The organism is Gordonia sp. JH63 (assembly GCF_009856645.1).
In the GTDB taxonomy this organism is placed as follows: domain Bacteria; phylum Actinomycetota; class Actinomycetes; order Mycobacteriales; family Mycobacteriaceae; genus Gordonia; species Gordonia hongkongensis.
In genome coordinates this window covers 1,695,826-1,719,780 of sequence record NZ_CP047235.1, presented here as the reverse complement: position 1 = coordinate 1,719,780, position 23,955 = coordinate 1,695,826, and the positions used below count along the sequence as shown (strand labels likewise).

The 23,955-nt window shown below is 68.7% G+C and carries 21 protein-coding genes and 1 pseudogene; 10 read left to right on the top strand and 12 right to left on the bottom strand.

The window, feature by feature from the left end:
* Positions 1 to 2: 2 nt before the first annotated feature.
* The gene (locus GR168_RS07775; RefSeq protein ID WP_159370446.1) at positions 3 to 689 is read left to right on the top strand and encodes a PIG-L family deacetylase; all 687 of its coding nucleotides are present in this window, start codon (positions 3 to 5) and stop codon (positions 687 to 689) included.
* 506 nt (positions 690 to 1,195) lie between these two features.
* Here the strand turns inward: GR168_RS07775 and GR168_RS07770 are convergent.
* Positions 1,196 to 2,914, bottom strand: coding sequence for a GAF domain-containing protein (locus GR168_RS07770; RefSeq protein WP_159371868.1), 1,719 nt, complete (start codon positions 2,912 to 2,914; stop codon positions 1,196 to 1,198).
* A 171-nt stretch (positions 2,915 to 3,085) separates the two neighbouring features.
* Between GR168_RS07770 and GR168_RS07765 the strand changes: the two genes are divergently transcribed.
* Entirely contained in the window at positions 3,086 to 3,733 is a 648-nt protein-coding gene (locus GR168_RS07765; RefSeq protein WP_068970176.1) for a response regulator transcription factor, read from the top strand.
* Between the two features lie 383 nt (positions 3,734 to 4,116).
* Here GR168_RS07765 and GR168_RS07760 read toward each other — a convergent pair whose 3' ends face one another.
* The 5 genes from GR168_RS07760 to GR168_RS07740 form a co-directional block, all read right to left on the bottom strand.
* Positions 4,117 to 5,088 carry a L,D-transpeptidase family protein gene (locus GR168_RS07760; protein ID WP_159370445.1) on the bottom strand — a complete coding sequence of 324 codons (972 nt, stop codon included), beginning with the start codon at positions 5,086 to 5,088 and terminating at the stop codon, positions 4,117 to 4,119.
* Positions 5,089 to 5,646: 558 nt separating this feature from the next.
* Complete coding sequence (locus GR168_RS07755) at positions 5,647 to 6,939, bottom strand: PhoH family protein (RefSeq protein WP_159370444.1); 1,293 nt, start codon at positions 6,937 to 6,939, stop codon at positions 5,647 to 5,649.
* A gap of 342 nt (positions 6,940 to 7,281) precedes the next feature.
* Complete coding sequence (locus tag GR168_RS07750) at positions 7,282 to 8,148, bottom strand: acyl-ACP desaturase (protein WP_159370443.1); 867 nt, start codon at positions 8,146 to 8,148, stop codon at positions 7,282 to 7,284.
* 43 nt (positions 8,149 to 8,191) lie between these two features.
* Positions 8,192 to 9,499 carry a serine hydroxymethyltransferase gene (gene glyA, locus GR168_RS07745; RefSeq protein ID WP_159370442.1) on the bottom strand — a complete coding sequence of 436 codons (1,308 nt, stop codon included), beginning with the start codon at positions 9,497 to 9,499 and terminating at the stop codon, positions 8,192 to 8,194.
* 51 nt (positions 9,500 to 9,550) lie between these two features.
* Positions 9,551 to 10,783 carry a DUF885 domain-containing protein gene (locus tag GR168_RS07740; protein ID WP_159370441.1) on the bottom strand — a complete coding sequence of 411 codons (1,233 nt, stop codon included), beginning with the start codon at positions 10,781 to 10,783 and terminating at the stop codon, positions 9,551 to 9,553.
* 97 nt (positions 10,784 to 10,880) lie between these two features.
* On the opposite strand from GR168_RS07740, the gene coaA reads away from it, so the two are divergent.
* Complete coding sequence (coaA, locus tag GR168_RS07735; RefSeq protein ID WP_058250729.1) at positions 10,881 to 11,822, top strand: type I pantothenate kinase; 942 nt, start codon at positions 10,881 to 10,883, stop codon at positions 11,820 to 11,822.
* Here coaA and GR168_RS07730 read toward each other — a convergent pair.
* Positions 11,794 to 12,303, bottom strand: coding sequence for a carboxymuconolactone decarboxylase family protein (locus tag GR168_RS07730; protein WP_238995047.1), 510 nt, complete (start codon positions 12,301 to 12,303; stop codon positions 11,794 to 11,796). The genes coaA and GR168_RS07730 overlap by 29 nt on opposite strands.
* Complete coding sequence (locus tag GR168_RS07725) at positions 12,300 to 13,079, bottom strand: SDR family oxidoreductase (protein WP_159370440.1); 780 nt, start codon at positions 13,077 to 13,079, stop codon at positions 12,300 to 12,302. The genes GR168_RS07730 and GR168_RS07725 overlap by 4 nt, the downstream gene beginning before the upstream one ends.
* A gap of 82 nt (positions 13,080 to 13,161) precedes the next feature.
* Between GR168_RS07725 and GR168_RS07720 the strand changes: the two genes are divergently transcribed.
* Positions 13,162 to 14,625, top strand: a complete 1,464-nt coding sequence (locus tag GR168_RS07720; protein WP_058250732.1) for a PLP-dependent aminotransferase family protein — start codon at positions 13,162 to 13,164, stop codon at positions 14,623 to 14,625.
* Positions 14,626 to 14,652: 27 nt separating this feature from the next.
* Here the strand turns inward: GR168_RS07720 and GR168_RS07715 are convergent, their stop codons facing one another.
* Positions 14,653 to 15,435 carry an isoprenyl transferase gene (locus GR168_RS07715; protein WP_159370439.1) on the bottom strand — a complete coding sequence of 261 codons (783 nt, stop codon included), beginning with the start codon at positions 15,433 to 15,435 and terminating at the stop codon, positions 14,653 to 14,655.
* A 114-nt stretch (positions 15,436 to 15,549) separates the two neighbouring features.
* On the opposite strand from GR168_RS07715, the gene GR168_RS07710 reads away from it, so the two are divergent.
* The 5 genes and pseudogenes from GR168_RS07710 (at position 15,550) to GR168_RS07695 (ending at position 20,260) form a co-directional block, all read left to right on the top strand.
* Positions 15,550 to 16,218, top strand: coding sequence for a hemolysin III family protein (locus tag GR168_RS07710; RefSeq protein ID WP_068970146.1), 669 nt, complete (start codon positions 15,550 to 15,552; stop codon positions 16,216 to 16,218).
* Positions 16,219 to 16,277: 59 nt separating this feature from the next.
* Positions 16,278 to 16,829, top strand: a complete 552-nt coding sequence (locus GR168_RS07705; RefSeq protein ID WP_238995046.1) for a hypothetical protein — start codon at positions 16,278 to 16,280, stop codon at positions 16,827 to 16,829.
* Positions 16,830 to 16,936: 107 nt separating this feature from the next.
* Positions 16,937 to 18,049 (top strand): PepSY domain-containing protein, encoded by a 1,113-nt coding sequence (locus GR168_RS07700; RefSeq protein ID WP_343213044.1) that lies wholly within the window; start codon positions 16,937 to 16,939, stop codon positions 18,047 to 18,049.
* Positions 17,983 to 18,495: pseudogene (locus GR168_RS24150) on the top strand (PepSY domain-containing protein); the annotation flags it as partial. The gene GR168_RS07700 and the pseudogene GR168_RS24150, both read left to right, overlap by 67 nt.
* A gap of 115 nt (positions 18,496 to 18,610) precedes the next feature.
* Positions 18,611 to 20,260 carry an alkaline phosphatase D family protein gene (locus tag GR168_RS07695; RefSeq protein ID WP_159370438.1) on the top strand — a complete coding sequence of 550 codons (1,650 nt, stop codon included), beginning with the start codon at positions 18,611 to 18,613 and terminating at the stop codon, positions 20,258 to 20,260.
* A gap of 83 nt (positions 20,261 to 20,343) precedes the next feature.
* Here GR168_RS07695 and GR168_RS07690 read toward each other — a convergent pair whose 3' ends face one another.
* Positions 20,344 to 21,432: a 3-deoxy-7-phosphoheptulonate synthase gene (locus GR168_RS07690; RefSeq protein ID WP_058250736.1), complete on the bottom strand. Its 1,089-nt coding sequence runs from the start codon at positions 21,430 to 21,432 to the stop codon at positions 20,344 to 20,346.
* A 249-nt stretch (positions 21,433 to 21,681) separates the two neighbouring features.
* Positions 21,682 to 22,128: an Lrp/AsnC family transcriptional regulator gene (locus GR168_RS07685; protein WP_065629964.1), complete on the bottom strand. Its 447-nt coding sequence runs from the start codon at positions 22,126 to 22,128 to the stop codon at positions 21,682 to 21,684.
* Positions 22,129 to 22,225: 97 nt separating this feature from the next.
* Here GR168_RS07685 and rocD point away from each other — a divergent pair, with 97 nt between their 5' ends.
* The gene (gene rocD / locus GR168_RS07680; RefSeq protein ID WP_159370437.1) at positions 22,226 to 23,482 is read left to right on the top strand and encodes an ornithine--oxo-acid transaminase; all 1,257 of its coding nucleotides are present in this window, start codon (positions 22,226 to 22,228) and stop codon (positions 23,480 to 23,482) included.
* Here the strand turns inward: rocD and GR168_RS07675 are convergent.
* Positions 23,448 to 23,951 carry a TspO/MBR family protein gene (locus GR168_RS07675; protein ID WP_159370436.1) on the bottom strand — a complete coding sequence of 168 codons (504 nt, stop codon included), beginning with the start codon at positions 23,949 to 23,951 and terminating at the stop codon, positions 23,448 to 23,450. The genes rocD and GR168_RS07675 overlap by 35 nt on opposite strands.
* Between the last annotated feature and the right edge of the window lie 4 nt (positions 23,952 to 23,955).

Sequence of the window (23,955 nt, the reverse complement as noted above, 5' to 3'; positions counted from 1 at the left end):
CCGTGACGGCGCAACTGCTCCCCTTCCCCACCGACTGGCAGACCGCGCTCGTGCTCGTCGCCCACCCCGACGACCCCGAGTACGGGATGTCGGCGGCCGTCGCCCGCTGGACCGGCGAGGGCCGCCGCGTCGTCTACGCGCTGGCCTCCAGCGGCGAGCGGGGCATCGAAGGTCTGCCACCCGCCGAGTGCGGCCCCCTGCGGGAAGCGGAGCAGCGCGCGTCCGCGTCGATCGTCGGCGTGGACGAGGTGGAGTTCTGGGGGTTCCCCGACAGTGACATCCGCAACGTGCCGGAGTTGCGGGACAAGATCACCGAGACCGTCGAACGGGTGCGGCCGCAGGTGATCGTCTCGCTCTTCGGTGGGCCCGAGTGGGCGCCGGGCATGCCCAACCAGCGCGACCACATGGAGTTCGCCGCGGCGGTCGTCGAGGCCTACGACGCCCTGGAAGCCCCGCCGTCGTGGTTGTTCGAGAACGGTCCGGCGGCGACCCACGGCGTCGAGGTCGAGGAACAACTCGACACGGCCGTTCGCGCACTGGCCGCCCACGACCGCTACCTCTCCGTCCTCGATCCGGACACCCCGGTCCTCGACCAGGCGCGGGCGCAGATCGAGATGGCGACCGCGCCGCGGGACGGCGATGCCCGTCATGTGACCGGCTTCGAGCTCAAACGGGGTCGGCCCGCCTGAGTCGGCACGACCCGCCGCGCATCAGCAGCGGCAGCGGCGACGACCCGACGTTTCCTTGGCCCCTCGGATCGGTGACCTTCGGCCCCTCCCGGCGGGCGTGCCGTCGGTGGATGGTGTGAGGGTCATTTTCTCCGCACACCGTTCGGAGCAAGCTCTCCCAGGGGGACCGTCATCACTCTCTCGGCCGTTCTCGTCGCTTTCCTCGCCGCATTCGCCGTCTGCGCGGTCATCGGATTGTCCGTGTGGCTGCTCGTGCTCTTCGGCGTGCTCACCGGACTCCAATCGGTCGCCTGGCTGACCGAGCACATGTCGGCATGGCGACTACCGGCCGAAGCGGACACCCCCTAGTGGTGTGTCTCGGAAATAAGCGACTGGCCTCCGGCGCTCGATCGGCGCCTGGCTGCGTTGTCGTCGGTCGAGATAGCTCCGCTATCCCTCCCTCCTCCGCCTTGCCAGGCCACCGATCGCTCCACCGGATACCGGCCACCTATTTCCGAGGCACACCACTAGAGCTGCGCCGACCACCGCAGCGCGAGACCGCCGCCCGGCGGCGGGGTCGTCGTGAACGTCCCACCGGCCTTCTCGGCCCGGAGCGCGAGGTTGGCCAGACCGCTCGGAGTCACGTCCGCCGGCAGCCCGATGCCGTTGTCGATGACCTCGACGACCAGCTCGTCGGCGACCGTGATCGACACCGTCACCGTCGTGGCCCGGGCGTGCTTCACGACGTTGCTGACCGCCTCGCGTATCACCGCGACGACGTTCTCGGCCAAGGGGCGATCGACCACGGACAGCGGACCCGAGGTCCGCACGTGCATCTGGATCGGCAGATCGTCGATCTGCTGGTCGATGACCTCCTGCACGCGCTGCCGCAACCGCGTGACCGTCATGTCCTCGGTCTGCAGGTCGAAGATGGTCGAGCGCACCTCCTGGACGATGTCCTGGAGGTTGTTGATCGAGCGGGTGAGCCGCGAGCGGATATCGGGTGAGTGGGTGCGCTGCAGCGTCGCCTGCAGGCTGAGCCCCTCGGCGAAGATCCGCTGGATCACGTGATCGTGGAGGTCGCGCGCGATGCGCTCACGGTCTTCGAGCACGCGCATGTGATGGGCCTGCAACGTCGCGGTGGCCAGCTGCATCGCGAGTGCGGCCTGGTCGGCGAAGTCGGCGCACAGCCTGAGGAGATCCCGGGCGAACGGCTCCCGCCCGTCGGCCCGCATGGCGATCAACACGCCTCGTGTGGAATCGACGGTCCGCAGCGGCGCGGCCATGACCGGCCCGTAGCGCGTCGAATCGCCGACGTCGTACTCCAGGTGATTCCGGAGCACGGGCCGGCGCTGGACGAATGCCGTCCCCGAGGTCGACCCGGTGATGGGGATGCTCTGGCCGCGGAAGACGTGTCCGTCCTCTCCCTCGGCGACCGTGATCACCAGTTCGTCGATCAGCTCCACAGGCTCTTCGGTGTCGTGGGGCTCGGCGATGAAGACCAGGTCGGCATCGGCCAGGGTCAGCACCTTCCGCGCGATCTGCTCGAGGACGTCTTGATGATCGGCGCCGGTCAGCAACTCGGTCATCACGTCGCGGTTGGCCTCGATCCAGGCCAGCTGGTTCTGCGCCTGCGCGTAGAGCCGGGCGTTGTCGATCGCGATCCCGGCAGCCGACGCCAGCGCCTGGATGACCACCTCGTCGTCCTCGGTGAAGACGCCGCCATTCCTCTTCTCGGTCAGATAGAGATTGCCGAAGACCTCGTCGCGGACCCGGATCGGCGTGCCCAGGAAACTCGTCATCGGCGGGTGGTTGGCGGGGAAACCCACCGATTCGGGGTGCTCGGACAAATCGGACAACCGCAGGAGCTCGGGCTGGTCGATGAGCTGACCGAGGACGCCACCGCCGGTGGGCAGGTCGCCGATGAGTACCCGGGTCTCGGCGTCGATGCCCTGGGAGAGGAACGCGGACAGATGATGCCCGCTCCCGAGCACGCCCAGCGCCCCGTACTCGGCGTCGACGAGACGGATCGCCGACGCCACGATCGATTCGAGGGTGGTTTCCAGATCGAGTCCGGAACTGACGACCAGCATCGCCTGCAGGAGTCCGTCGGTCTGATCGCGTACGTCGGCGATCTGGCTGATCCGGTCGGAGACCTCGTCGAGCAGTTCGCGCAAACGCATCTGCGACAGCGCTTTCTGCAATTCGAGCGATCTCGGATCCAGTTCCGAGAATTCGGAAACCATGTACCGGATCATAGTCAGGTTCATTTCCGGGTGCTGCGCTTCGGGCTCGAACGCGGTTTCGCACCGGTTTTGGATCGTGCGATGACCTTTAATTAGGCCTGCACACATTCGTCGAATTCGTCCGGCCCGTCCTACAATCCGATTCAGGTGTCCGATCCGGAGGGAGACGGCATGATCAGGGTTTTCCTGGTGGACGACCACGAAATCGTCCGACGGGGACTCGTCGAGTTGCTCGACTCCGTTTCCGACGTGGAGGTCGTCGGCGAGGCCGCCAGCGTCGCGCAGGCGCTCGCGCGCATTCCCGCGGTGTCTCCGGATGTCGCCGTGCTCGACGTCCGGCTTCCGGACGGCAACGGCATCGAATTGTGCCGTGAGCTCCTCAGCAGGGTGGACGGCCTGCGTTGCCTCATGCTGACCTCACTGACCGACGACGAGGCGATGATGGACGCCATCCTGGCCGGGGCCAGCGGATACGTCATCAAGGACATCACCGGGATGGAACTGGCGCGTGCGATCGCCGAGGTGGGCGCCGGCCGGTCTCTGCTCGACAACCGCGCCGCGGCGGCGTTGATGGATCGGCTACGCGCCCGGCAGGACGCCGCGGAACCGGCGGACGACGGACTCAGCGAGCAGGATCGGACGCTACTGGCCCTTCTCGGCGAGGGCCTGACCAACCGGCAGATCGCCGCGCGGATGCATCTCGCCGAGAAGACCGTCAAGAACTACGTCTCGCGACTGCTCGGCAGGCTCGGCATGGAGCGTCGGACCCAAGCGGCGGTGTACGCGGCGAAGACCGCGAACCGCGACCGACGACGCTGAAGCGCCACGCGGAGGGTCGATCGAACGATGTGTCATTCGACTCTTGAGATCTACGTCACATAAGCTGACACTGAAATGGTCGCTCGTCCGACAGGGAGGGCTCTCGGACGAGTGCGGCCCGACGCCCCAACAAGTGACAGAGAAGGTCCATCGAGATAACAGTTGTTTCCGCATTCGTGGAAACCGGAACTTCCCCCTCCGACCGGCACTGCGGTAGTTGCGGACGCGCGTTCGCGATCCGTACGCCGCTCCGCCAGTCCGATCTGGACGATCTCGCCCGGGTCAACGGGTGGCACATCAGCACCGAGGCCACGTGGTGCCCCGGCTGCCGATGTGCCCGGATGAGTTTGTCCGACGTTCGCGCCCGGCCCGGCCCGCACCGATCAGCCCGCCTGACCGCCGAGCCCGAAGAGGGCCGGAACCACGCCGACGAGCTGCGAGAGCAGACCGGTCAGGACGTCGGCACCCGGAACACCCGAGGTGGTGGGAGGCGTCGTCCCCGGCGTCGTGTCCGGAGCGGTTTGAGGGGTTGCTCCGGGCGCGTCGCCCGCGGGTGCACCCTGGTTGACACCGATGGTGATCTTCGGGCTCTTGGCCGGATCGAGCCACACGAGGATCTGTTTCATCAGCTCGCGTTCGATCGCGACGCAGCCCATCGTCGGTTCACCGTTCGTCACGTGGAGGAACATCGCCGACGCCCGACCCGGGGTGCGTTGCGGGTTGTGCGCGATGTTGACCGCGTAGTCGTAGACCGGACCGGAGTTGTAGAGGTTCTCACTGTCCCCACCGGGGCTCTGCGGCTGACGCACGTGCGTGTTGTAGGTCGGCGACTTCATGTTCGAGTCCCACCAGTCCTGCTGGTCGACCTTGCGATACGGCATCTTGGTCCCGGGATTCTCCGCACGGCCGAAGGCCTGGTCGAGCGGGAAGGTGCCCTGCGGGGTCCGGTGGACGTTGTCCTTCGGCTCGCCCATGCCCAGCGAACCGAGGTAGGCCTTCGTCGGGCCGATGACGGGTTTCCAACTGCCGTCGGCGCCCCGGTCGAAGGCCGTCAGGGTGGCGGTGGTGTCGGACGCCTTCGGCGCGGTCACCACGATCATCTGGCTCGTCGGCCCACCCGCCCCGGGTGCACCGGCACCGCCGGTGCCGTCGTCCGACCCGGTCCCACCGGCGAGCTGGTCGAGAATGCCGTCGAGCAGCGGCATGCCCGACCCGGGCGTCGTTCCCGGACTAGGTGTGGACGTCCCCGGCGTGGATGTCTCGGGTGTAGTTGTCTCTGGGGCGGCGACCGACTGCCCGGCGCCGCCGACAATCGCGGCGAGCACCGCGATCACCAACAGTCCCAACAGTCTCATTCGCCTCATCAGTAACTTCTGCACCATGCCAGTCTGACAGTGCGCAAGAGACCATGAGTCACGCCCTGGTCACGGTGCGGTTCGGATCAGGTGTCGGCGACGAGCCGGTCGGCGTATGGACAGAAGCCGGATTCACGCGGTCGAGGTCGATTTCTCGATACGAAAACACAGAATTGCCATGATTCGAGATGCAGTACAAAAACGCATTCGACGAATCAATCTGAGAAATGGGTCGAATTCTCTTGGACTTTGTTTGCGCGTTTGTTATCAGATCATTACTGTTGCGAACGACGGCGTCGAATAAAGGCGGCCGTCGAAACGGATAGCCATTCGATTAAGGGAGAACAATGACATCCTTGGAGAACGTCGAACTGCTCACCGCCATCGTCGACCTCTTGAATTCGCTCCGCGACTTCACCCCGATCGAACCGCCGACCGCCTGATCTGACACACGAGGGCCGCGTCGACTCCCTTCCGGTGTCGACGCGGCCTTCGAGTTTCCGGCGGCGAAATCCTTACGGCCACCGAGCAATTGGAACCCAGAGGTCGGCGCCGACCCTACGGCGCGAACTCCTCGAGCATCTCGGTCACGAGTGCGGCGATCGGCGACCGCTCGCTGCGGGTGAGCGTGATGTGCGCGAAGAGCGGGTGTCCCTTCAGCTTCTCGATGACCGCGGCGACGCCGTCGTGGCGGCCCACGCGGAGATTGTCACGTTGCGCGACATCGTGGGTCAGCACCACGCGAGATCCCGATCCCAGGCGGGACAGAACGGTGAGCAACACGTTGCGCTCCAGCGACTGCGCCTCGTCGACGATGACGAACGAATCGTGCAGCGACCGCCCGCGGATGTGCGTCAGGGGCAGCACCTCCAGCATGCCGCGGCTCAAGACCTCGTCGATGACCTCCGGCGACGCGAGCCCCTCCAGCGTGTCGAAGACCGCCTGCGCCCACGGACCCATCTTGTCGGACTCACTACCGGGCAAATAGCCGAGCTGTTGTCCGCCGACTGCGTACAGCGGCCGGAACACGACGACCTTCCGCTGGGTACGCCGTTCCAGGACCGCTTCCAGTCCCGCACAAAGCGCGAGCGCCGATTTTCCGGTACCGGCCTTGCCGCCGAGCGAGACGATTCCCACGCTCTCGTCGAGGAGCAGGTCGAGGGCGACCCGCTGCTCGGCCGACCGTCCGTGCAGTCCGAAGGCCTCGCGGTCGCCGCGGACCAGTTGCACCCGCTTGTCCGCGTTCACCCGGCCCAGGGCACTCGACGTGGCGCTGAGCAGTCGAACACCGGTGTGACACGGCAGTTCGCGTGCCTCGTCGAGGTCGACGACGCCCTCGGCGAACAACGTGTCGACCGTGGCGGTGACGACATCGAGTTCGGTCATGCCCGACCACCCCGAGACCACGACATCCTGGGCGTGGTACTCGTCGGCGGCCAGGCCCACCGCGCCGGCCTTCACCCGCAGCGGTGTGTCCTTCGAGACCAGGGTCACGTCCTTGCCCTCGGCGCGCAGGTTCAGTGCACAGGCGAGGATCCGGGAGTCGTTCGAATCGGTGCGGAAGCCGGCGGGCAGTACGGCGGGGTCGGTGTGGTTGAGCTCCACCTGGAGGGTGCCGCCCTCGTCGCCGATCTCGAGCGGCAGGTCGAGCCGGCCGTGTTCGAGTCGCATGTCGTCGAGCATGCGCAGCGCCTCACGCGCGAACCAGCCGAGTTCGTGGTGGTGACGTTTGCCCTCGAGTTCGCTGATGACCACCAGTGGCAGCACGACGTGGTGTTCGGCGAAACGCATGACCGCCCAGGGATCGGACAGCAGCACGGAGGTATCGAGGACGTAGGTGCGTGTGGTCACGTGGGGCTCCTACGTTCGTGCGGCTCCCGCACAAACCAGTGTTGGTCGACCGGCCGGTCCAGTTGTCCGTTGTCCCGGCGTCAGCCGAGGTGGACGAGGACCGGGGCCGGCCCCCTCGCGTTGCTCGCACAAACCACGAATTGAACCTCCCGAACGAACCGCTTCCCCGCGGTCCGTCACTCGCCAACGTACGCGCGAAAATCGTTGGCGGCGCGCCGGAATCCGGTGTGTCGGCGTGAATTGTGGGTAAACCGCCGTATCGTTTCCACCGGAGACGCAACACGGCGCCACCAGGACTTTCGTCGTCCCGGTGGCGCCGTGTTCGTACTGGGGCGCGAGTCGTCAGCGGCCGGTGCGCGCGAGGATGCGGGTGCGCGCGGCCTCCGCCTCCTCACCGAGACCGGAGACGGTGTCGAGCTTGACCGCGTCGGCCAGGGCCGCCGCGATGGCCGCCTTCACCTCGGCGTTCTCGTAGTCGGCGATGAGTGCGCGCTCGGCGTCGAAGTCGGCGATGTCGTGGCCGATCGGCTCGTCGAGGGCCAGCGCCCGGTCGATGGCGAGGACGGTGGCGTCCTGGTCGGCGACAATGCCGGCGTTGAGGAACGCGCCGAAGGTGGTGGCCTGGCCCGCGTCGTCGTTGGAGATCTTCGTCAGGATCTCCACGAGTGCCTCGTCGCCGGCGACCGCCGACAGGCGCTTGATGAAGTGGACGCACTGGTTCTCGTGGACCGCCATCAGCGCGAGCACGTCGAGCGGTCCGAGCGGCTCGACCTGCTCCGGCGTCTGCCGATACCCCTGCGTGACGTGGATGCGACGGCGCTCCTCGGCGTCCACCGGATCGATCGCGCGCCGGACGACGAGGTAGTCGCGCAGGACGATCGCGTGGCGGTTGTCCTCGGCGGTCCACACGCCCACGAGCTGCCGCCAGTCGGAGAAGGCCGGGAAGTGCTTGGCCAGCACCCGGTGGTACGACGGCAGGTTGTCCTTGGTCAGCAGGAGGGCGAGCAGTCCCGCACGTGCCTCATCTGACAGGAAGGCCTCCGACGGATCGAAATCCGCTCCGCCGAGGAACCCGAAGTTGCGTCCGTCGTCCCACGGCACCCAGTCGTGCGGATTCCATGGAGCCGCGGCCGACTGGTGGTCTTCGGCGATCTCGGGAAGAGCCTTCTCGAGCGCGATGATCAGGTCGTCTTCAGTGAGGGCGTTCATCGCTGAAAGGATACGGACGCGCCGCCGGGACAGGCAATCCAGGTCAGATCCGGCTCATCAGGCCCCACTCCTCGAGACCGTCGTAGAGCGGGAAGTCGAGGGCGAGCTTGGACACGCGCCCGCGCAGGGCCGAGACGTCGGCGGCATCGCCGGCCGCGAGCGCGGTGGCGATGATGTCGGCGACCTCGGTGAACTGTTCGTCGCCGAAGCCGCGGGTGGCCAGTGCCGGGGTGCCGATACGTAGACCCGAGGTGACCATCGGCGGTCGCGGATCGAACGGCACCGCATTGCGGTTGACGGTGATGCCGACCTGATGCAGCAGATCCTCGGCCTGCTGGCCGTCGAGGGCGCTGTTCCGCAGATCGACGAGCACGAGGTGGACGTCGGTACCGCCGGTCAGGACCGAGACGCCGGCCCCGGCCACATCCGAGCCGTTGAGGCGTTCGGCGAGGAGCCGCGCCCCGGACAGGGTGCGCCGCTGGCGCTCGGCGAATTCGTCGGTGGCGGCGATCTTCAGGGCCACCGCCTTACCGGCGATCGCGTGCATGAGCGGCCCGCCCTGCTGACCGGGGAACACCGCCGAGTTCAGCTTCTTGGCCCACTCCTGCTTGGCCAGGATGATCCCCGAACGCGGGCCGCCGAGGGTCTTGTGCACGGTCGAGGACACGACGTCGGCATGCGGGACCGGCGACGGATGCAGGCCGGCGGCGACGAGACCGGCGAAGTGGGCCATGTCGACCCAGAGGTGTGCGCCGACCTCGTCGGCGACGGAGCGGAACGCCTCGAAGTCGAGCGTGCGCGGGTAGGCCGACCACCCGGCGACGATGACCTCCGGTTTGACGTCGAGGGCGATCTTGCGCACCTCGTCCATGTCGATGCGGAAGTCCTCTTTGCTCACGCCGTAGAAGGCGTTCTCGTAGAGCTTGCCGGAGAAGTTCAGGCGCATGCCGTGGGTGAGGTGACCGCCGTGCGCGAGGTCGAGACCGAGCATGGTCTCCCCCGGCGCCATCAGGGCCTGCAGCACCGCGGCGTTGGCCTGGGCGCCCGAATGCGGTTGCACGTTGGCGAAGTCGGCGCCGAACAGCTCCTTCGCCCGGTTGCGGGCGATGTCCTCGACGACGTCGACGTACTCGCACCCGCCGTAGTAGCGACGTCCCGGATATCCCTCGGCGTACTTGTTGGTCAGCACGCTGCCCTGGGCCTGCAGCACCGCACGCGGCACGAAGTTCTCCGAGGCGATCATCTCGAGGGTGTCCCGCTGCCGGCTGAGTTCACCGTTCATGGCGGCGGCGACGTCGGGGTCGAGCTCGGCCAGGGACATCGAGTTCAGGGATGACGGGTTCGCGGTCATACCCCGATTCTAGGTACCAGGCGCCGGGAGCGAAGCGAGCGGGCCGAGTGTCTACAGCAGTTCGCGCCGCAGACTCGCCGGGATGAGTGGTTCGTCGAGCAGGCGTCCGAAGGCGGCCGCGCGGTCGTCGGCCTGCTCGAGCCACGCCTCGAGCAATCGGTATCCCTCGACGTAGGTGCTGATGTACGCGCGCCAGAGCGGCGAGGTGAGGAATCGCAGCATCTGTCGGGCCCGTTCCTCGGGTGCGAGAAGCCAGCGCCGGAGATGTTCGGCGACGGTGTCGGCGTCGGCGTGGCGGTCGTGCAGCAGCAGCGCGGCGTCCTGACGAACGCCGAGGAGCCCGGCGGTGGCGCGTCCGACGCCCATCGCCCGCCCGGCGTCGAAGCGGAGTCCGAGGTCGGCGTAGATCTCCTGTGCCCACGTTCCCCACTCGGGACCGACGATCGCGGCCAGCGCGTGGTCGGCGAGGCCCTCGGCCATCAGGCACTGTGGGGTGTTGACCAGGAAGATCGACTGCTCGTCGTGCCCCGCGCCGACGAGCAACTGCTCTTTACGGCAGTGCTCGGTGTGGTGACCGGGGTATGCCTCGTGCGCGATGAGGGCCGGCAGGGAGGACATGTACTGCGTGAGATCGGCGTTGATGGCGACGCGTGAGCGATAGTTGCCGAGGTAGTAGTTGAATCCCGACCACGGCTTGTCGGTGACGACCTCGAACTCGACGATCTCGTTGTCCGGCAACGGATATGCGGACCGTACTCGTTCGCGGAGCGCGCTGCTGAACGCGCGGACGCACTCGTCGACCCGCTCGGGTGGGATCTCGTCGGCACGCCGGTGCGCGGCGTAGATGTCCCGGAGCTCGTCGCCGGTGGCGCCCGGGACGCCGAGGGCCTCCGCCAGGTCGGCGTGCGCCTGCCGATACCGGTCCGGATCGGCCATCGCGATGTCGACGTCGAAGTAGGCGCGGACCTCGTCGATGAATCCGACGTCGTCGCCGGCGAACTTGCGCGCCGAGCACTCCAGCGCGCGCAGGTGGGCGCCGATGAACTCGGCGCGCGCCGCGTCGAGCGCGCCGGGCAGGTCGGCGAGCAGCCCGCGCGCGCGGTCGGCGAGCCGGGCGGGATCGGGTGCGGGCGCGTTCTCGACCTCCGCCTTCAGCGCGGGATCACCGGTGTAGGCGTCGACGAAGCCCCGTTCGAGGCGATCGAAGGCGAGGCCGAGACGGAGGTACTCGGCCACCAGCGGGTCCGAGGCGTGGTCGGCGTCGGCGACGGTCGGGGACGGCATACCGGCAGGCTACCGATCGACGCTGTCACACGTCGCCCTAAGCTGTACGCATGATCACTCAGGGAGCGGCGGAACCGACATCGGCGGAGCTGCCCTGATGGCCCGCAACGCCACCGATCGGGATCCCAGTCTGTACCTGGAACTCGACCGGAGGCAGTGGCGCGAACTCCGCGAGTCGATGCCCCTGGTCCTCAACGAGGACGAACTGGCCGAGCTCGTCGGCCTCGGTGAGCAGATCGACCTCGACGAGGTCGCCGACGTGTATCTGCCGCTCTCTCGTCTGATCCACCTGCAAGTCGCTGCGCGGCAACGGTTGTTCGCCGCGACCTCGACCTTCCTCGGTGAGCGGCAGACCAATCGGCAGGTGCCCTTCGTCATCGGGATCGCGGGCAGTGTGGCGGTCGGGAAGTCGACGACGGCCCGCGTGCTCGCCGCCCTGCTCGCCCGCTGGGAGTCCCACCCGAAGGTGGACCTGATCACCACCGACGGTTTTCTGCTGCGCACCGCGGAGATGCAGCGTCGGGGCATTCTGCACCGCAAGGGATTTCCCGAGTCCTACGATCGCCGGGCCCTTCTGCGCTTCGTCACCGAGGTGAAGTCGGGTGCGCGCGAGGTCGCCGCGCCGGTCTACTCGCACCTCGCCTACGACATCGTGCCCGACGTCTATCACTATGTGCGCCAGCCCGACATCCTGATCCTCGAGGGCCTCAACGTGCTCCAGACCGGAGCGACGCTGATGGTCTCGGACCTGTTCGACTTCTCCATCTACGTCGACGCCAAGATCGACGACATCGAATCCTGGTACATCTCGCGCTTCCTGCAGATGCGGACCACCTCGTTCGCCAACCCGGACTCGCACTTCCACGCGTACGCGTCGCTGACCGACGATCAGGCGACCGCCGCGGCCCGGGATCTGTGGACCTCGATCAACCGTCCGAATCTGATCGAGAACATCCTGCCCACCCGGCCGCGGGCGTCACTGGTGCTGCGCAAGGACTACGACCACTCCATCAACCGGGTGCGCCTGCGGAAGCTCTGACCGACGACGCGGCCCGGCGTTCGTCGAGTCCGGCCGGGTACCCGCCGGCCAGCGCGATGCGGTTCCACGCGTTGATCATCACGATCGACGCGACCAGCTGACCCATCGCGGCGGCGTCGAAATGGGCTCGTGCGGAATCGAACACGTCGTCGGGGACACCGTTCTCGCCGATCAGCGTGACGCTCTCGGTGAGAGCCAGCGCCGCCCGTTCGGCCGGGGTGAACGCCGATCCGGCCTCCCGCCACGCGGCGATCAGCATCAGTTTGTGCGGGTCGATGTCCTTGGCGAGGGCATCGGAGGTGTGCATGTGCAGGCAGTAGGCGCACCCGTTGAGTTGCGAGGCCCGGATGACGATCAGTTCGGCGAGTTCTGGGTCAACGCCGGCCGACGATGCCCGCTGCAGCGCCACGAGGGCCTTGTACACGGACGGATTGTCCTGCGGTATCCACATTCTCGTCGCGGGCCGGGCGGCGGCGCTCATCGCCGTTCCCCGGCATTCGCACTCTCGCGACCGGCCAGCCACCCGTCGAGCGTCGTCGACGTGACGACGTCGGGATCGGCGGGCACGAGTCCGCCCCCGCGGATCGCCGGCCCCCCGAACCGGACGCCGAATATCCATCGTGGTGAGCCGGTCTGCGCAGCAACCGCTTTCGCCACATCGACCAGGTCCATCTCCACCGGTCCGCTCACCTCGATCGTCCGCTTCCCGGTCGGACCCGCGGTCACCACGTCGGCGACCGCCACGGCCACGTCGGCGACCGCGGCCGGGGCGCACCGCATCCTGGGCACCGCGGCGATCGGACCGAACCCCATCGACGACATCATCTGCTCGGCGAGCTCGAACCACTGCACCGACGCCAGGATGGTGAGTGCCGCGGGGTCGACGACCTCGCCGTAGGCGGCCTCCTGTGCCGCTTTGCCCTGGTAGTAACCGAATTTGGCGTTGACCGCCGGATCGCCGGCGTTGACGATCGACACCACGACGACGTGCGCGACGCCTGCCGTCGTCGCGGCGCGGCCGATCTTGGTCGCCGTGGTCTCGAAGAATTCGATCGCCTCCTTCGCCTTCAGCGTCTGGAGACTGAGGCAGTCGACGACGGCGTCGGCACCGTCGAACGCCGCCGCCAGACCCGTTCCGGTGTAGGCGTCGACGCCGGTCGCCCGGCTGGCGCGCACCACCTCGTGGCCCCGCTCGACGAGCAGGTCGGCGACCCGACTTCCCAGCGCACCGCTGGCACCCACGACCACGATCTTCATCTCGTTCCTCCTCAAGGACGGACAGCTCTGTGTTGTGGGTTTAGGCTATGCCGCAATTAGCTCAAGAAAGTGGTCCAATCCGATGGCAGAAAAGCGGGTCAATTCGATGGCGGATCCCTGGGCCGAAGTAGCCGAGCGGCTGGGCGCGGACCTTTTCCTCGATCTGCAGCCCGATCCGGGCGCGGGTGCACGCGGGCGCGGTGCCACCCTGCGCCGGGCCCTCACCGAGGCGCTGCGCTCGGCCATCCTCGACAACCGGCTGCCCGCGGGCACCGCATTGCCGCCGTACCGATCCCTCGCCGCGGACCTCGGTCTCGCTCGCGGCACCGTGTCGGCGGTCTACTCCGAACTGATCGCGGAAGGGTGGCTGACCGCGCGCCAGGGCTCGGCCACCCGGGTCGCCGACGGTGCGGCACGGCCACCGGCCATCGACGATCCCGGTGCGTCCACCGCCTTGCCGGCCCTGCGTCACGACTTCTCGCTGGGACGACCCTGCGCCGGGATGTTCCCGCGCAACGACTGGATCCGCGCCACCCGACGCGCCCTGACCGAGACCCCCGACGACGCCTTCGGACCGGCTCACCCCCGCGGGCGCCTCGAGCTGCGGAACGCCCTCACCGGTTACCTGGCCCGCACGCGGGGCGTCCGCACCGCACCGGACCTGATCGTTCTCGGGACGTCGGTGCTGTCGGCACTGGAGTTGTTGGCGCGCACGGTGATCGGTGGTGTCGTCGCGGTCGAGAGCCACGGTCTGCCCTTTCATCGGCACGCCCTCGAGCGCGGCGGCGCGCGGGTCGTACCGGTGCGCATCGACGCCGACGGCATGGTGATCGACGAGCTCGAACGCACCGGGGCGGCCGCGGTCGTGCTGACCCCCAGCCACCAGTTCCCCACCGGTGTCGCTCTTTCGCCGGCGCGCCGGATGCAGGTCGTCGACTGGGCGCGGCGGACCGGCGCGGTCATCGTGGAGGACGACTACGACGGCGAGTTCCGCTACGACCGCGAACCGGTCGGTGCGTTGCAGGCGCTCGGCCCCGACGTCGTCGTCCACACCGGCTCGCTGAGCAAGAGCCTGTCGCCGGCGGTACGCGCGGGCTGGCTGGCCACTCCCGCCCACCTGGTCGAACCGGTGTTGCGCGGCAAAGGCTTCCGTGAGGCCGACGCGAGCATCGTCGATCAGCTCACGCTGGCCGAACTGATCGGTTCCGGAGCCTACGACCGGCACATCCGGCGCAGCCGTCAGGCCTACCGGACCCGGCGCGATGCGCTGGTGTCGGCCCTGGCCGGAATCGGACTCGAACTCCCCGGCATCGCCGCCGGACTGCACGCGTTGATCCCCGTCGACCATGCCGACGAGGGAACCATCGTCCACCGGGCCTACGAACGCGGAATCGCGGTGACCGGACAGTCCCTGTTCCGGCATCCCGACGCCGACCCGCTGCCCTCCGGCGGGATCGGCGTCGGCTTCGGCACTCCCGCGGCGTCGACCTTCGGCGCCGATCTCACCGCATTGACCGGGCTCCTGGCCGACTCCGCCGCACGCTGAACCCGGTGCGGATCGACACCGGCGGAGTCACTTGCCGAACCGCCGGCTCCGCGCGGAGTAGTCGCGCAAGGCGCGCAGGAAGTCCACCCGACGGAACTCCGGCCAGTAGGCGTCGGTGAACCAGATCTCCGAATAGGCGCTCTGCCACAACAGGAATCCCGACAGCCGCTGCTCTCCGGAGGTCCGGATCACGAGATCCGGGTCGGGCTGACCCTTGGTGTAGAGATTGGCGTCGATCGCCTCCACGGTGACCGCATCCACCATCTCGGCCGCAGTCGCCCCGGCGGTCACCTTCTCCTCCAGGAGTGCGCGAACCGCGTCCACGATCTCCTGGCGCCCGCCGTATCCGACGGCGACGTTGACGTTCATCCCCTGCCGTTCGGCGGTGCGGTCGGCGGCCGCCCGCAGACGTCCGGCCACCGGCTCGGGCAGTGCGTCGAGGGTGCCGACGATGCGGATCCGCCACTCGCCCTCGGGCGCGGAGATCTCGTCGACGATGTCCGGCACGATCTCGAGGAGTGCGTCGAGCTCGTCCGACGACCGGTTGAGGTTCTCGGTCGACAACAGGTAGATCGTGACGGCTTCGATGCCCAGGCCGGCGCACCAGCCGAGCATGTCCGCGATGCGCTGGGCACCCACGCGATGTCCGTGGCTGACGTCCTCGAAACCAGCCTCACGCGCCCACCGCCGGTTGCCGTCGCAGATGATCGCCACGTGACGCGGCAGGCGCTCGGTGTCGAGGAGCTGGATGAGCCGCCGTTCGTAGACGGAGAGAACGGGTCGTCGAAGCCGGTCCGGCAGGAGCTTCATCCTCGCGTCGTTCCCGCGTCGTGTCGGCCTCGTGTCACGCAGGACACCTTACGCGTCGCATCGCGCCTTGCCGGTGACGCTGTGGACGCGCGAAGTTACGGTACCGTAGGTTCGGTGAGCACGTTGCTGAACCCGCCGGCTGACGTCCGCCCACGACTGCGCGGGGTCATCCACCACTACTCCGCCTATGTGGCCGCGGTCGCGGGGCTGGCTCTGGTGATCGGCGCGGCCACGGTCGGCGACCCCGTCGCCGTCGTCCCGTGTGCCGTCTACGCGGTCACCGTGCTCGGACTCTTCGCGATCAGCGCCGGCTACCACCGGATTCCGTGGAAGACCGCCCGCGCGCGGACCCGGATGAAACGTGCCGACCACGCGATGATCTTCCTGTTCATCGCCGGCACCTACACGCCGTTCTGCGCCCTCGGGCTTCCCTCGCCGACCAGTTGGTGGGTCCTCGGCATCGTCTGGGCCGGCGCAGCCGCCGGTGCGACCCTCAAGATCGCGTGGCCCGGCGCACCCCGCTGGCTCGGGGTCACCCTCTACATCGTGCTGGGCTGGGTGATCGTGGCCGTCGCCCCGGCGCTCGTCGGCGAGACCGGTCTGCCCGTTCTGATCCTGCTCGCGCTCGGCGGTGTCTTCTACAGCGTCGGTGGCGTCCTCTATGCGGCACGCTGGCCCGACCCCTGGCCGGAGACCTTCGGTCATCACGAGGTGTTCCATGCATGCACCGCAGTCGCGGCCCTGCTGCACTACGTCGCCGCCTGGCTCCTGGTGTTGGGCTGACCTGCCCGTTCGCTGACCGCGCGCGGTTCGGGCATGACCGCCGTCGCTATGCTCCTTCCGTGAACCCGGACGTGCGCGCCCTCCACCGCCTTCGCGGTGGGGTCGTCGGCGCGCTGTCGGCGAGCACCGCGGTGGCCGCGCACGGGCTCGCGACCGGTTCTCTCCCCGCCACCTCATCTCTGGTGTTCATGATCGCGGCGTGCACCGTACTCGGCTGGACGATCGGCGCGACGGCCCGTCGTCGTCCCGGGTGGCTCGGCACGATCGGGCTCCTCGCGGCCGGACAGGTGCTCGCACACGTGTCCCTCAACGCGCTCGATGCCTCGTCGGCGCACCACGCCGGTGTGAGTGCGCTTGCACACGCGCCGAGCGGGACCATGCTGTTCGTCCACGCGGTGGCGACTCTGCTCACCGCCGCCGCCATCCACGTCGTCGAACCCGCCCTGCTCAGCGTCCTGACCGCGGTCGTCGCACTCATCCGGGCCGTCCTCGACCCGCCCGCTGACGACGCGATCCTGCGCGCCCCGCGGGCGACCCACGACGACGCGCGGCCCCGCCTGCGCGCCATCGCCGCTCTCGACACCCGCGGACCCCCGGCCCTCACGCGCTGATTCCCTACTCCGCCGACCCGTCACCCGACGGGCCGGTCGGTGCGCGTCTGCCATCCCGCCTGACCGCGGTCGATGCCGCGCGCCGTCTTCCGCATGAGAGGCCCACCGTGTCCCTGTCGAACCTGTCCCGCCCCGGTGAACCCACCGGGCCGCCCGACCCCCGTCCCGAAGCATCCGACGACAACCCCACTCCACCAGCCGCCGCACCAGACCGGCGGGTGACCCCGAACAGCTGGCAACCTCTGCTGCGCCGCTTGCACTTCTACGCAGGCATCTTCATCGCGCCGTTCCTGATCGTTGCGGCGGTCAGTGGCGGGCTCTACGCGATCTCCCCGTCGCTGGAACAGGTCGTCTACCGCGATCAACTCTCCACCGACAGCACCGGCGACGCACGTCCGATCTCCGAACAGGTCGAGGCGGCGGCCCGGCTCCGGCCGGACCTCACCCTGTCCGCGGTGCGCCCGGCCGCCGAGGCCGGCGACACGACCCGCGTCCTGTTCGACGATCCCTCCCTCGGGGCGTCGAAGCGCCAGGCCGTGTTCATCGATCCGGTGACCCTGGAATCGAACGGAGAGCTGGTGTCCTACGGCAGCAGCGCGGCGTTGCCGATGCGCACCTGGATCAGCGAACTGCACCGTCACCTCCATCTCGGCGAGCCCGGCCGGATCTACAGCGAGCTCGCCGCCTCCTGGCTGTGGGTCATCGCCGTGGCCGGCCTCACGCTGTGGATCTCCGCGTATCGCGCGCGCCGAAAACGACGCGCCGCCGACCTGGTCGCCTTCGACCGATCGGCGACCGGACGCAACCGCACCCGCAACCGGCACGGCGTGATCGGCGTCTGGATCGCGGTGGGGTTGGTGTTCTTGTCGGCCACCGGTCTGACTTGGTCGAAGTACGCCGGTGAGCACGTCTCCGATGTGCGCACGGCGCTGAGCTGGACGACCCCGACGGTCGACACCTCGCTGTCCGGATCGACGTCCGGATCGGACGGGCTGGGTGATCACAGCGGGCACGGCGATCACGGCGGCGCGGGTCACGAGCAGCGCGTTCCGGAAACGTCCGGCCAGACGATCGCGCAGCTCGACCGGGTGCTGGGCACCGCTCGGGCCGCCGGTGTGGACGGCCAGGTGGAGGTCTCGATCCCGACCGATGCGGACACCGCCTTACCGTCGCCGAGACCAGGCAGCCCTGGCAGTTCGCCCAGGACACCGTCACCGTGAACGGCGAGACCGGTGCCATTGTCGACGAACTGCGGTTCGCCGACTGGCCGCTCGCCGCGAAACTCACGACCTGGGGCATCGCACTGCACATGGGCATCCTGTTCGGCTGGGTGAGCCAGCTGGTTCTCCTGCTCCTGGCGATCGCGCTCGTGGTGCTGATCGTCCGCGGCTATCAGATGTGGTGGCAACGGCGGCCGAAGCGTGGCGGCGCGGTCGCGGTGGGTCGCCCACCGGCACGGGGTGCACTGCGTCGGGTGCCGGTGGCCGGCGCGGTCGCGATCGTGGTGGTGGCCGCGGTGGTGGGCTGGTTCGTGCCGTTGCTCGGACTCAGCCTCCTCGGCTTCCTCGTGGTCGACGCCGCACTCGGAATCCGCGCCCGTCGCAAGCGAGTCGGCGTCGTCACCGGCGCCGGGAGCGAGTCGAGCGGGTCGATCGACTCGCGGTAGCCCGTCGGGCAGGCGGCGGGGACGTACGCGTGGAGGTCGGAGACTTCACCTCCGCATCATGTCCCCGCCGTCTGCAGGTGGAGCCCAGGTCAGGTGATCCTGGTCGGCTGAGGCCATGCGGGGAAACCCGGCCGACGCATCACCGGCCCTTCTCACACCGTCGACCATCCGTTGTCATCCCGACCTCACGCTCCGCGGCGGCACTTCCCGACGCCGCTTCCTCACCTGGTCGGCACTCGTCGCCGGTCTCGCGTTCACACCCGGCCTCCTCGGCGGCACCTCGCCGGCCCTACCCACACCGGCTCACCCCGCCGGCGTGTTCGGACTCGGGGTGGCGTCCGGTGACCCCCTCTCCGACGGCGTCGTGCTGTGGACGCGATTGTCGCGCAACCCGTTCGCGCCCGGTGGCGGCATGGGACCACGCCCGGTGCGAGTCGACTGGGAGATCGCCGCCGACGAATCCATGACCCGCATCGTGCGTCGGGGTACGGTCCACGCCACCGCGGACTGGGGGCACAGCGTGCACGTCGATGTCCGCGGTCTCGCGCCCGCCGCCGACTACTTCTATCGGTTCCGGGCACTCGGCGAGGTCTCGACGATCGGCCGGACCCGAACGGCACCAGCATCTTTCGCACGCGTCGAGAAGATGACGGTCGCCGTCGCGTCCTGCCAGAACTGGTCCGACGGCTACTACCATGCGTACGCCGACCTGGCGGCGCATGCACCCGACGTGGTGCTCCACCTCGGTGACTACATCTACGAGAAGCCGATCCCGGTTCATGGTGGTGCGAGACCCGATGCGGTGCTTCCTCTCTCGGCAACACGGGAAGCAGTCGACCTCGACGACTACCGCGAGCGCTACGCGCTGTACAAGTCCGACCCCGACCTCCAACTCGCCCACGCGATGGCACCGTTCGTGATCACCTTCGACGATCATGAGGTCGACAACAACTGGGCCGCAGCGATTCCCGAGGACCACACCCCACTCACCGCGTTCGCGCTGCGTCGCGCCCGCGCGCTGCGCGCCTGGTGGGAGAACACGCCGGTGCGGGTGGCGGCCCGACCGAACGGAACCGTCATCCGCGCGCATCGGCGGCTCGGTTTCGGCGATCTCGTCGACCTCACCCTCCTCGACACCCGCAGTCACCGCAGCGATCAGGCCAACGGGGACAACGACACCGGGCAGAACGCGCGCACCGCGGACGTCTCCCGCACCATCCTCGGCGCCGAACAGGAGCGATGGGTGCTCGACGGTTTCGCCTCGTCCCGGCACCGGTGGAACGTCCTCGCCCAGCAGGTACCGATGGCCGACCTCGCCCGAACCGTCGGCTCGACCCGGGCGGTCAGCATGGACGGGTGGAGCGGCTACGAGGCCTCGCGCTCCCGCATCCTCGGCGGCGCCGCCGACCGGGGCGTGCGCAATCTGGTGTCCCTCGCCGGCGACATCCATCGCAGCGTGGTCGCCGACCTCCGGACCTCCTACACCGATGAATCGCCCACGCGCGGCGTCGAATTGGCCGCGACGTCGATCACCTCCGGCGGGGACGGGGAGGACAGCGACGACGGCGACCGCCGCCTCAAGGAAGCGTCACCCCACGTCCGGTTCGGCAACTCGCAACGCGGCTACCTGCTCAACCGGATCCACTCCGATCGGTGGGAGGCCGAGTTCCGCGTGGCGCCGTCGGTACGGTCGCCCCGCGGAACACTGCGTCGTCGAGCACTGATCACGATCCCGGACTCGACGTCTGAGGTCGACGTCGTCTGACGCCGCTCCCTGATCCGAAAGAACGCCCTGCCCCCTGCTCCCTGAGGAGCGCCCGGAGCTTGCGGAGGGCGCGTCACGAAGGGTCAGCCCCGCGCGAGCGCCGCCAGGACCTGGGCGCTGGCCTCCCAGCCCATGCACTTGTCGGTGACGGACTTGCCGTACACCAGCGGGGTGGCCTCGGTCGATTGCGCGCCGGGCTCGAGGAAGCTCTCCAGCATCACGCCGCTGACGTTCGAGGGCTCACCGGCCTCGCGCGCCGCCCGGAGTCGCGTCGCGATCTCGGTGGCGACCTCCGCCTGACGGACATGATCCTTGCCCGAATTGGCATGCGAGCAGTCGATCATGACCCGGGCGGGCAGGCCGGCCGCGGCGAGCGCCTCGGCGGCCGCCGACACCGACTCCGCGTCGAAGTTCGGGCCGCGCGTGCCGCCGCGCAGGATGATGTGGCAGTCCTCGTTGCCTGCGGTCTCCACCACGGCGCCGTTGCCGAAGTCGTCGACTCCGAAGAAGACGTGTTCGGCCGCAGCGGCTTTCACGCCGTCGATGGCGACCTGGACGTTGCCGTCGGTGCCGTTCTTGAAGCCGATCGGCATCGACAGGCCCGACGCCAGCTGCCGGTGGACCTGGGACTCGGTGGTGCGGGCGCCGATGGCACCCCACGCGACCGCGTCGGCGATGTACTGCGGGCTGGTCGGTTCGAGGAACTCACATCCGACGGGCAGACCGAGGTCGATGATGTCGAGCAGCAACGACCGGGCGGTGCGCAGGCCACGCTCGACATCGAAGGTGTTGTCCATCCCGGGGTCGTTGATCAGGCCCTTCCACCCGACGGTGGTGCGCGGCTTCTCGAAGTAGACGCGCATGACGATCTTGAGTCGCTCGGAGTAGGCATCGGCCAGCGGCGCGAGGCGCCGGGCGTAGTCGATGGCGGCGATCGGATCGTGGACCGAACAGGGCCCGACGATGACGAGCAGCCGGTCATCGCGGCCGGCGAGGATGTCGGCGATCTCGTCCCGGTCGCGCTGGACGGCGACTGCTCGTCGTGCCGAGAGGGGCAGTTCGCTGCGCACGGTGTCGGGCGACGGGATCGGACGGAACGCCCGGATGCGGCGGTCGGAGGTCGATTCGGCGTTGTCGTCGGATCGGATCGGGAGGTCCGGCAAGGTGGTCACGTTGTGTGCCTTTCGAGGTCATGCCCGTGTCGTTGTGGTGACGAGGCATGCCCTGGGTGTGGTCGGAGCCCCGCTCAAATGACAAGAGCAGCGACCGTGGGGTCGCTGCTCGGGCTCCGGGTGTGTCGTGCGCGCGTCAGGTCAACGCATCATCGTGGCCCCACCCGGAGCCTCGATAAAGCGCCAATACGCGCGCACGGTGCTGATCACGGCGACCACACTAGCACAACGGTTTCGACACCCCGATTTTCACGGGTGCCCCCGGTCGATCAGCTCGCTGAGCACGAGAATCGACTCTGATCGATCCACCGGGCCCGCCCGCCGGATGCGTTCGAGCGCCTGCTCGAGGTGCCGTACGTCGCGGGCCATCACGCGCAGGACGGCGTCGGCCTGACCGGTGACCGTCGCCGCGCCCACGACCTCCGGTATGGGCTCCCACGCCGCCTTCAACTCGTCGGGCGAGATGTTGCCCCGGCAGTAGACCAACACGTATGCCTCGGTGGTCCACTGCATCGCGTGCGGGTCGACGACCGCGGTGAAACCCCGGATGACGCCGTCGGCGACCAGGCGGTCGACGCGTCGTTTCACCGCGGGGGCCGACAACCCCACCTGCTGCCCGATCTGCTGGTAGGTCGCCCGGGCGTCCCGGGTGAGGTGCGCGAGCACGCTCTCGTCGAGGTCGTCCAGTGTCCGCAACAGACCGCTCCCCTTCGCTTCCATACCGGCGATCCGTTGCGTTCAGACGCAATCGACGTCGATTGTTTGCACCAGACCTCGACGATACCCTCGATTCATGACGATGACGAGCCCCGGCACCGGCACCCACGCCAGCGCGGGCGCACCGCTCGGCGTCGTCGAACCTCATGTGGCGCACAACTATTCGCCGATCCCGGTGACCGTGGCCACCGCCGAGGGGGCCTGGATCACCGACATCGACGGCCGTCGACACCTCGACTGTCTCGGGGCCTATTCCGCGGTCAATTTCGGCCACCGCCATCCACGCATCGTCGCCGCCGCACTCGATCAGCTGGCGCGGGTCACCCTCACCAGCCGCGCATTTCGGTCCGATCGACTCGAACCGTTCTGCGCCGCACTGGCTTCCCTGTGCGGCAAGGACATGGTCCTGCCGATGAACACAGGTGCGGAGGCGGTCGAATCCGGGATCAAGGTCGCCCGCAAGTGGGGTTACGACGTCAAAGGCGTACCCGACGGCCGCGCCACGATCGTGGTGGCCTCCGGGAACTTCCACGGCCGCACGACGACGATCGTCTCGTTCAGCGACGACCCCGAGGCGCGCGCCGGATTCGGCCCCTACACACCGGGATTCGTTCGCGTCCCGTTCGGCGACCTGGCTGCCCTCGATGCCGCGATCGACGAGAACACGGTGGCCGTCCTGCTCGAACCCGTCCAAGGCGAAGCCGGCGTCGTCGTGCCTCCCGACGACTACCTGCCCGGCACGCGGGCCCTCTGCTCCGAACGCGGCGTGCTGTTCATCGCCGACGAGATCCAGTCCGGTCTGGGCCGCACCGGTAGGACCTTCGCAGTAGAGCACTGGGGCGTCGAACCCGACGTCTACCTGCTGGGGAAGGCACTCGGCGGCGGGCTCCTACCGGTGTCGGCGGTGGTTGCCGACCACGACGTCCTCGGCGTCCTGCATCCCGGTCAGCACGGATCGACCTTCGGCGGTAACCCGCTCGCCGCGGCCGTCGGTCACACCGTCGTCGACATGCTCGCCGACGGGACCTGGCAACGACGGGCGGCGGAACTGGGCGATCATCTGCACGCCCGACTGCGCGACTTCGTCGGGAACGGGGTGGTGGCGGTGCGCGGCCTCGGCCTGTGGGCAGGGATCGATCTCGACCCCGCGCTCGGCACCGGCAAGGACTTCTGCCTGCGGCTGTCCGAACGCAATGTCCTCGCCAAGGACACCCACGGCTCGACGCTGCGACTCGCACCGCCGCTCGTGGTCACGGAATCCGAGATCGACTGGGCGATGGATCGATTCGCCGCGACGCTCAGGCATGCGCCGGTGACCGCCGGCCACGATTGAGCCACCAGGTGCTCGTGGAGAGCACGGTGGCGAACGCGCACCACGCCGGGTAGGCGGCCAGCGCGGCACCTGCCGTCCGGTTCGTCCGTGCGGTGCGCCGGGCGAGGTCGGCACTGCTCACGGTGAGCGCCGCGGCCGCGACCGACGCGGTTCCCAGGGCGCCCCGGCCGAAGTAGATCCAGCTCCACCCGCCGTTGAGCACGAGGTTGGCGCCGAGCGCCGCGAGATACCGCTGCCGTTGTTCGTGGTCGCCGTCGTCGGCCAGGTCGTCGAGGGTGACCGCCGAGGTCACCGCGAGGTCGGCGTAGAGCGAGGTCCAGGCGAGCGGAAACGCCCAGTTCGGCGGCACGAAGGACGGTTTCGCCAGCTTCGGATACCAGGTCTCGACCGCCGGCTTGGTGACCACACTGCCGATGGCTGCCGCCGCAGCGGTCGCGAGTGACGTCCCGATCAGAGTGGAGATGCGCATGACT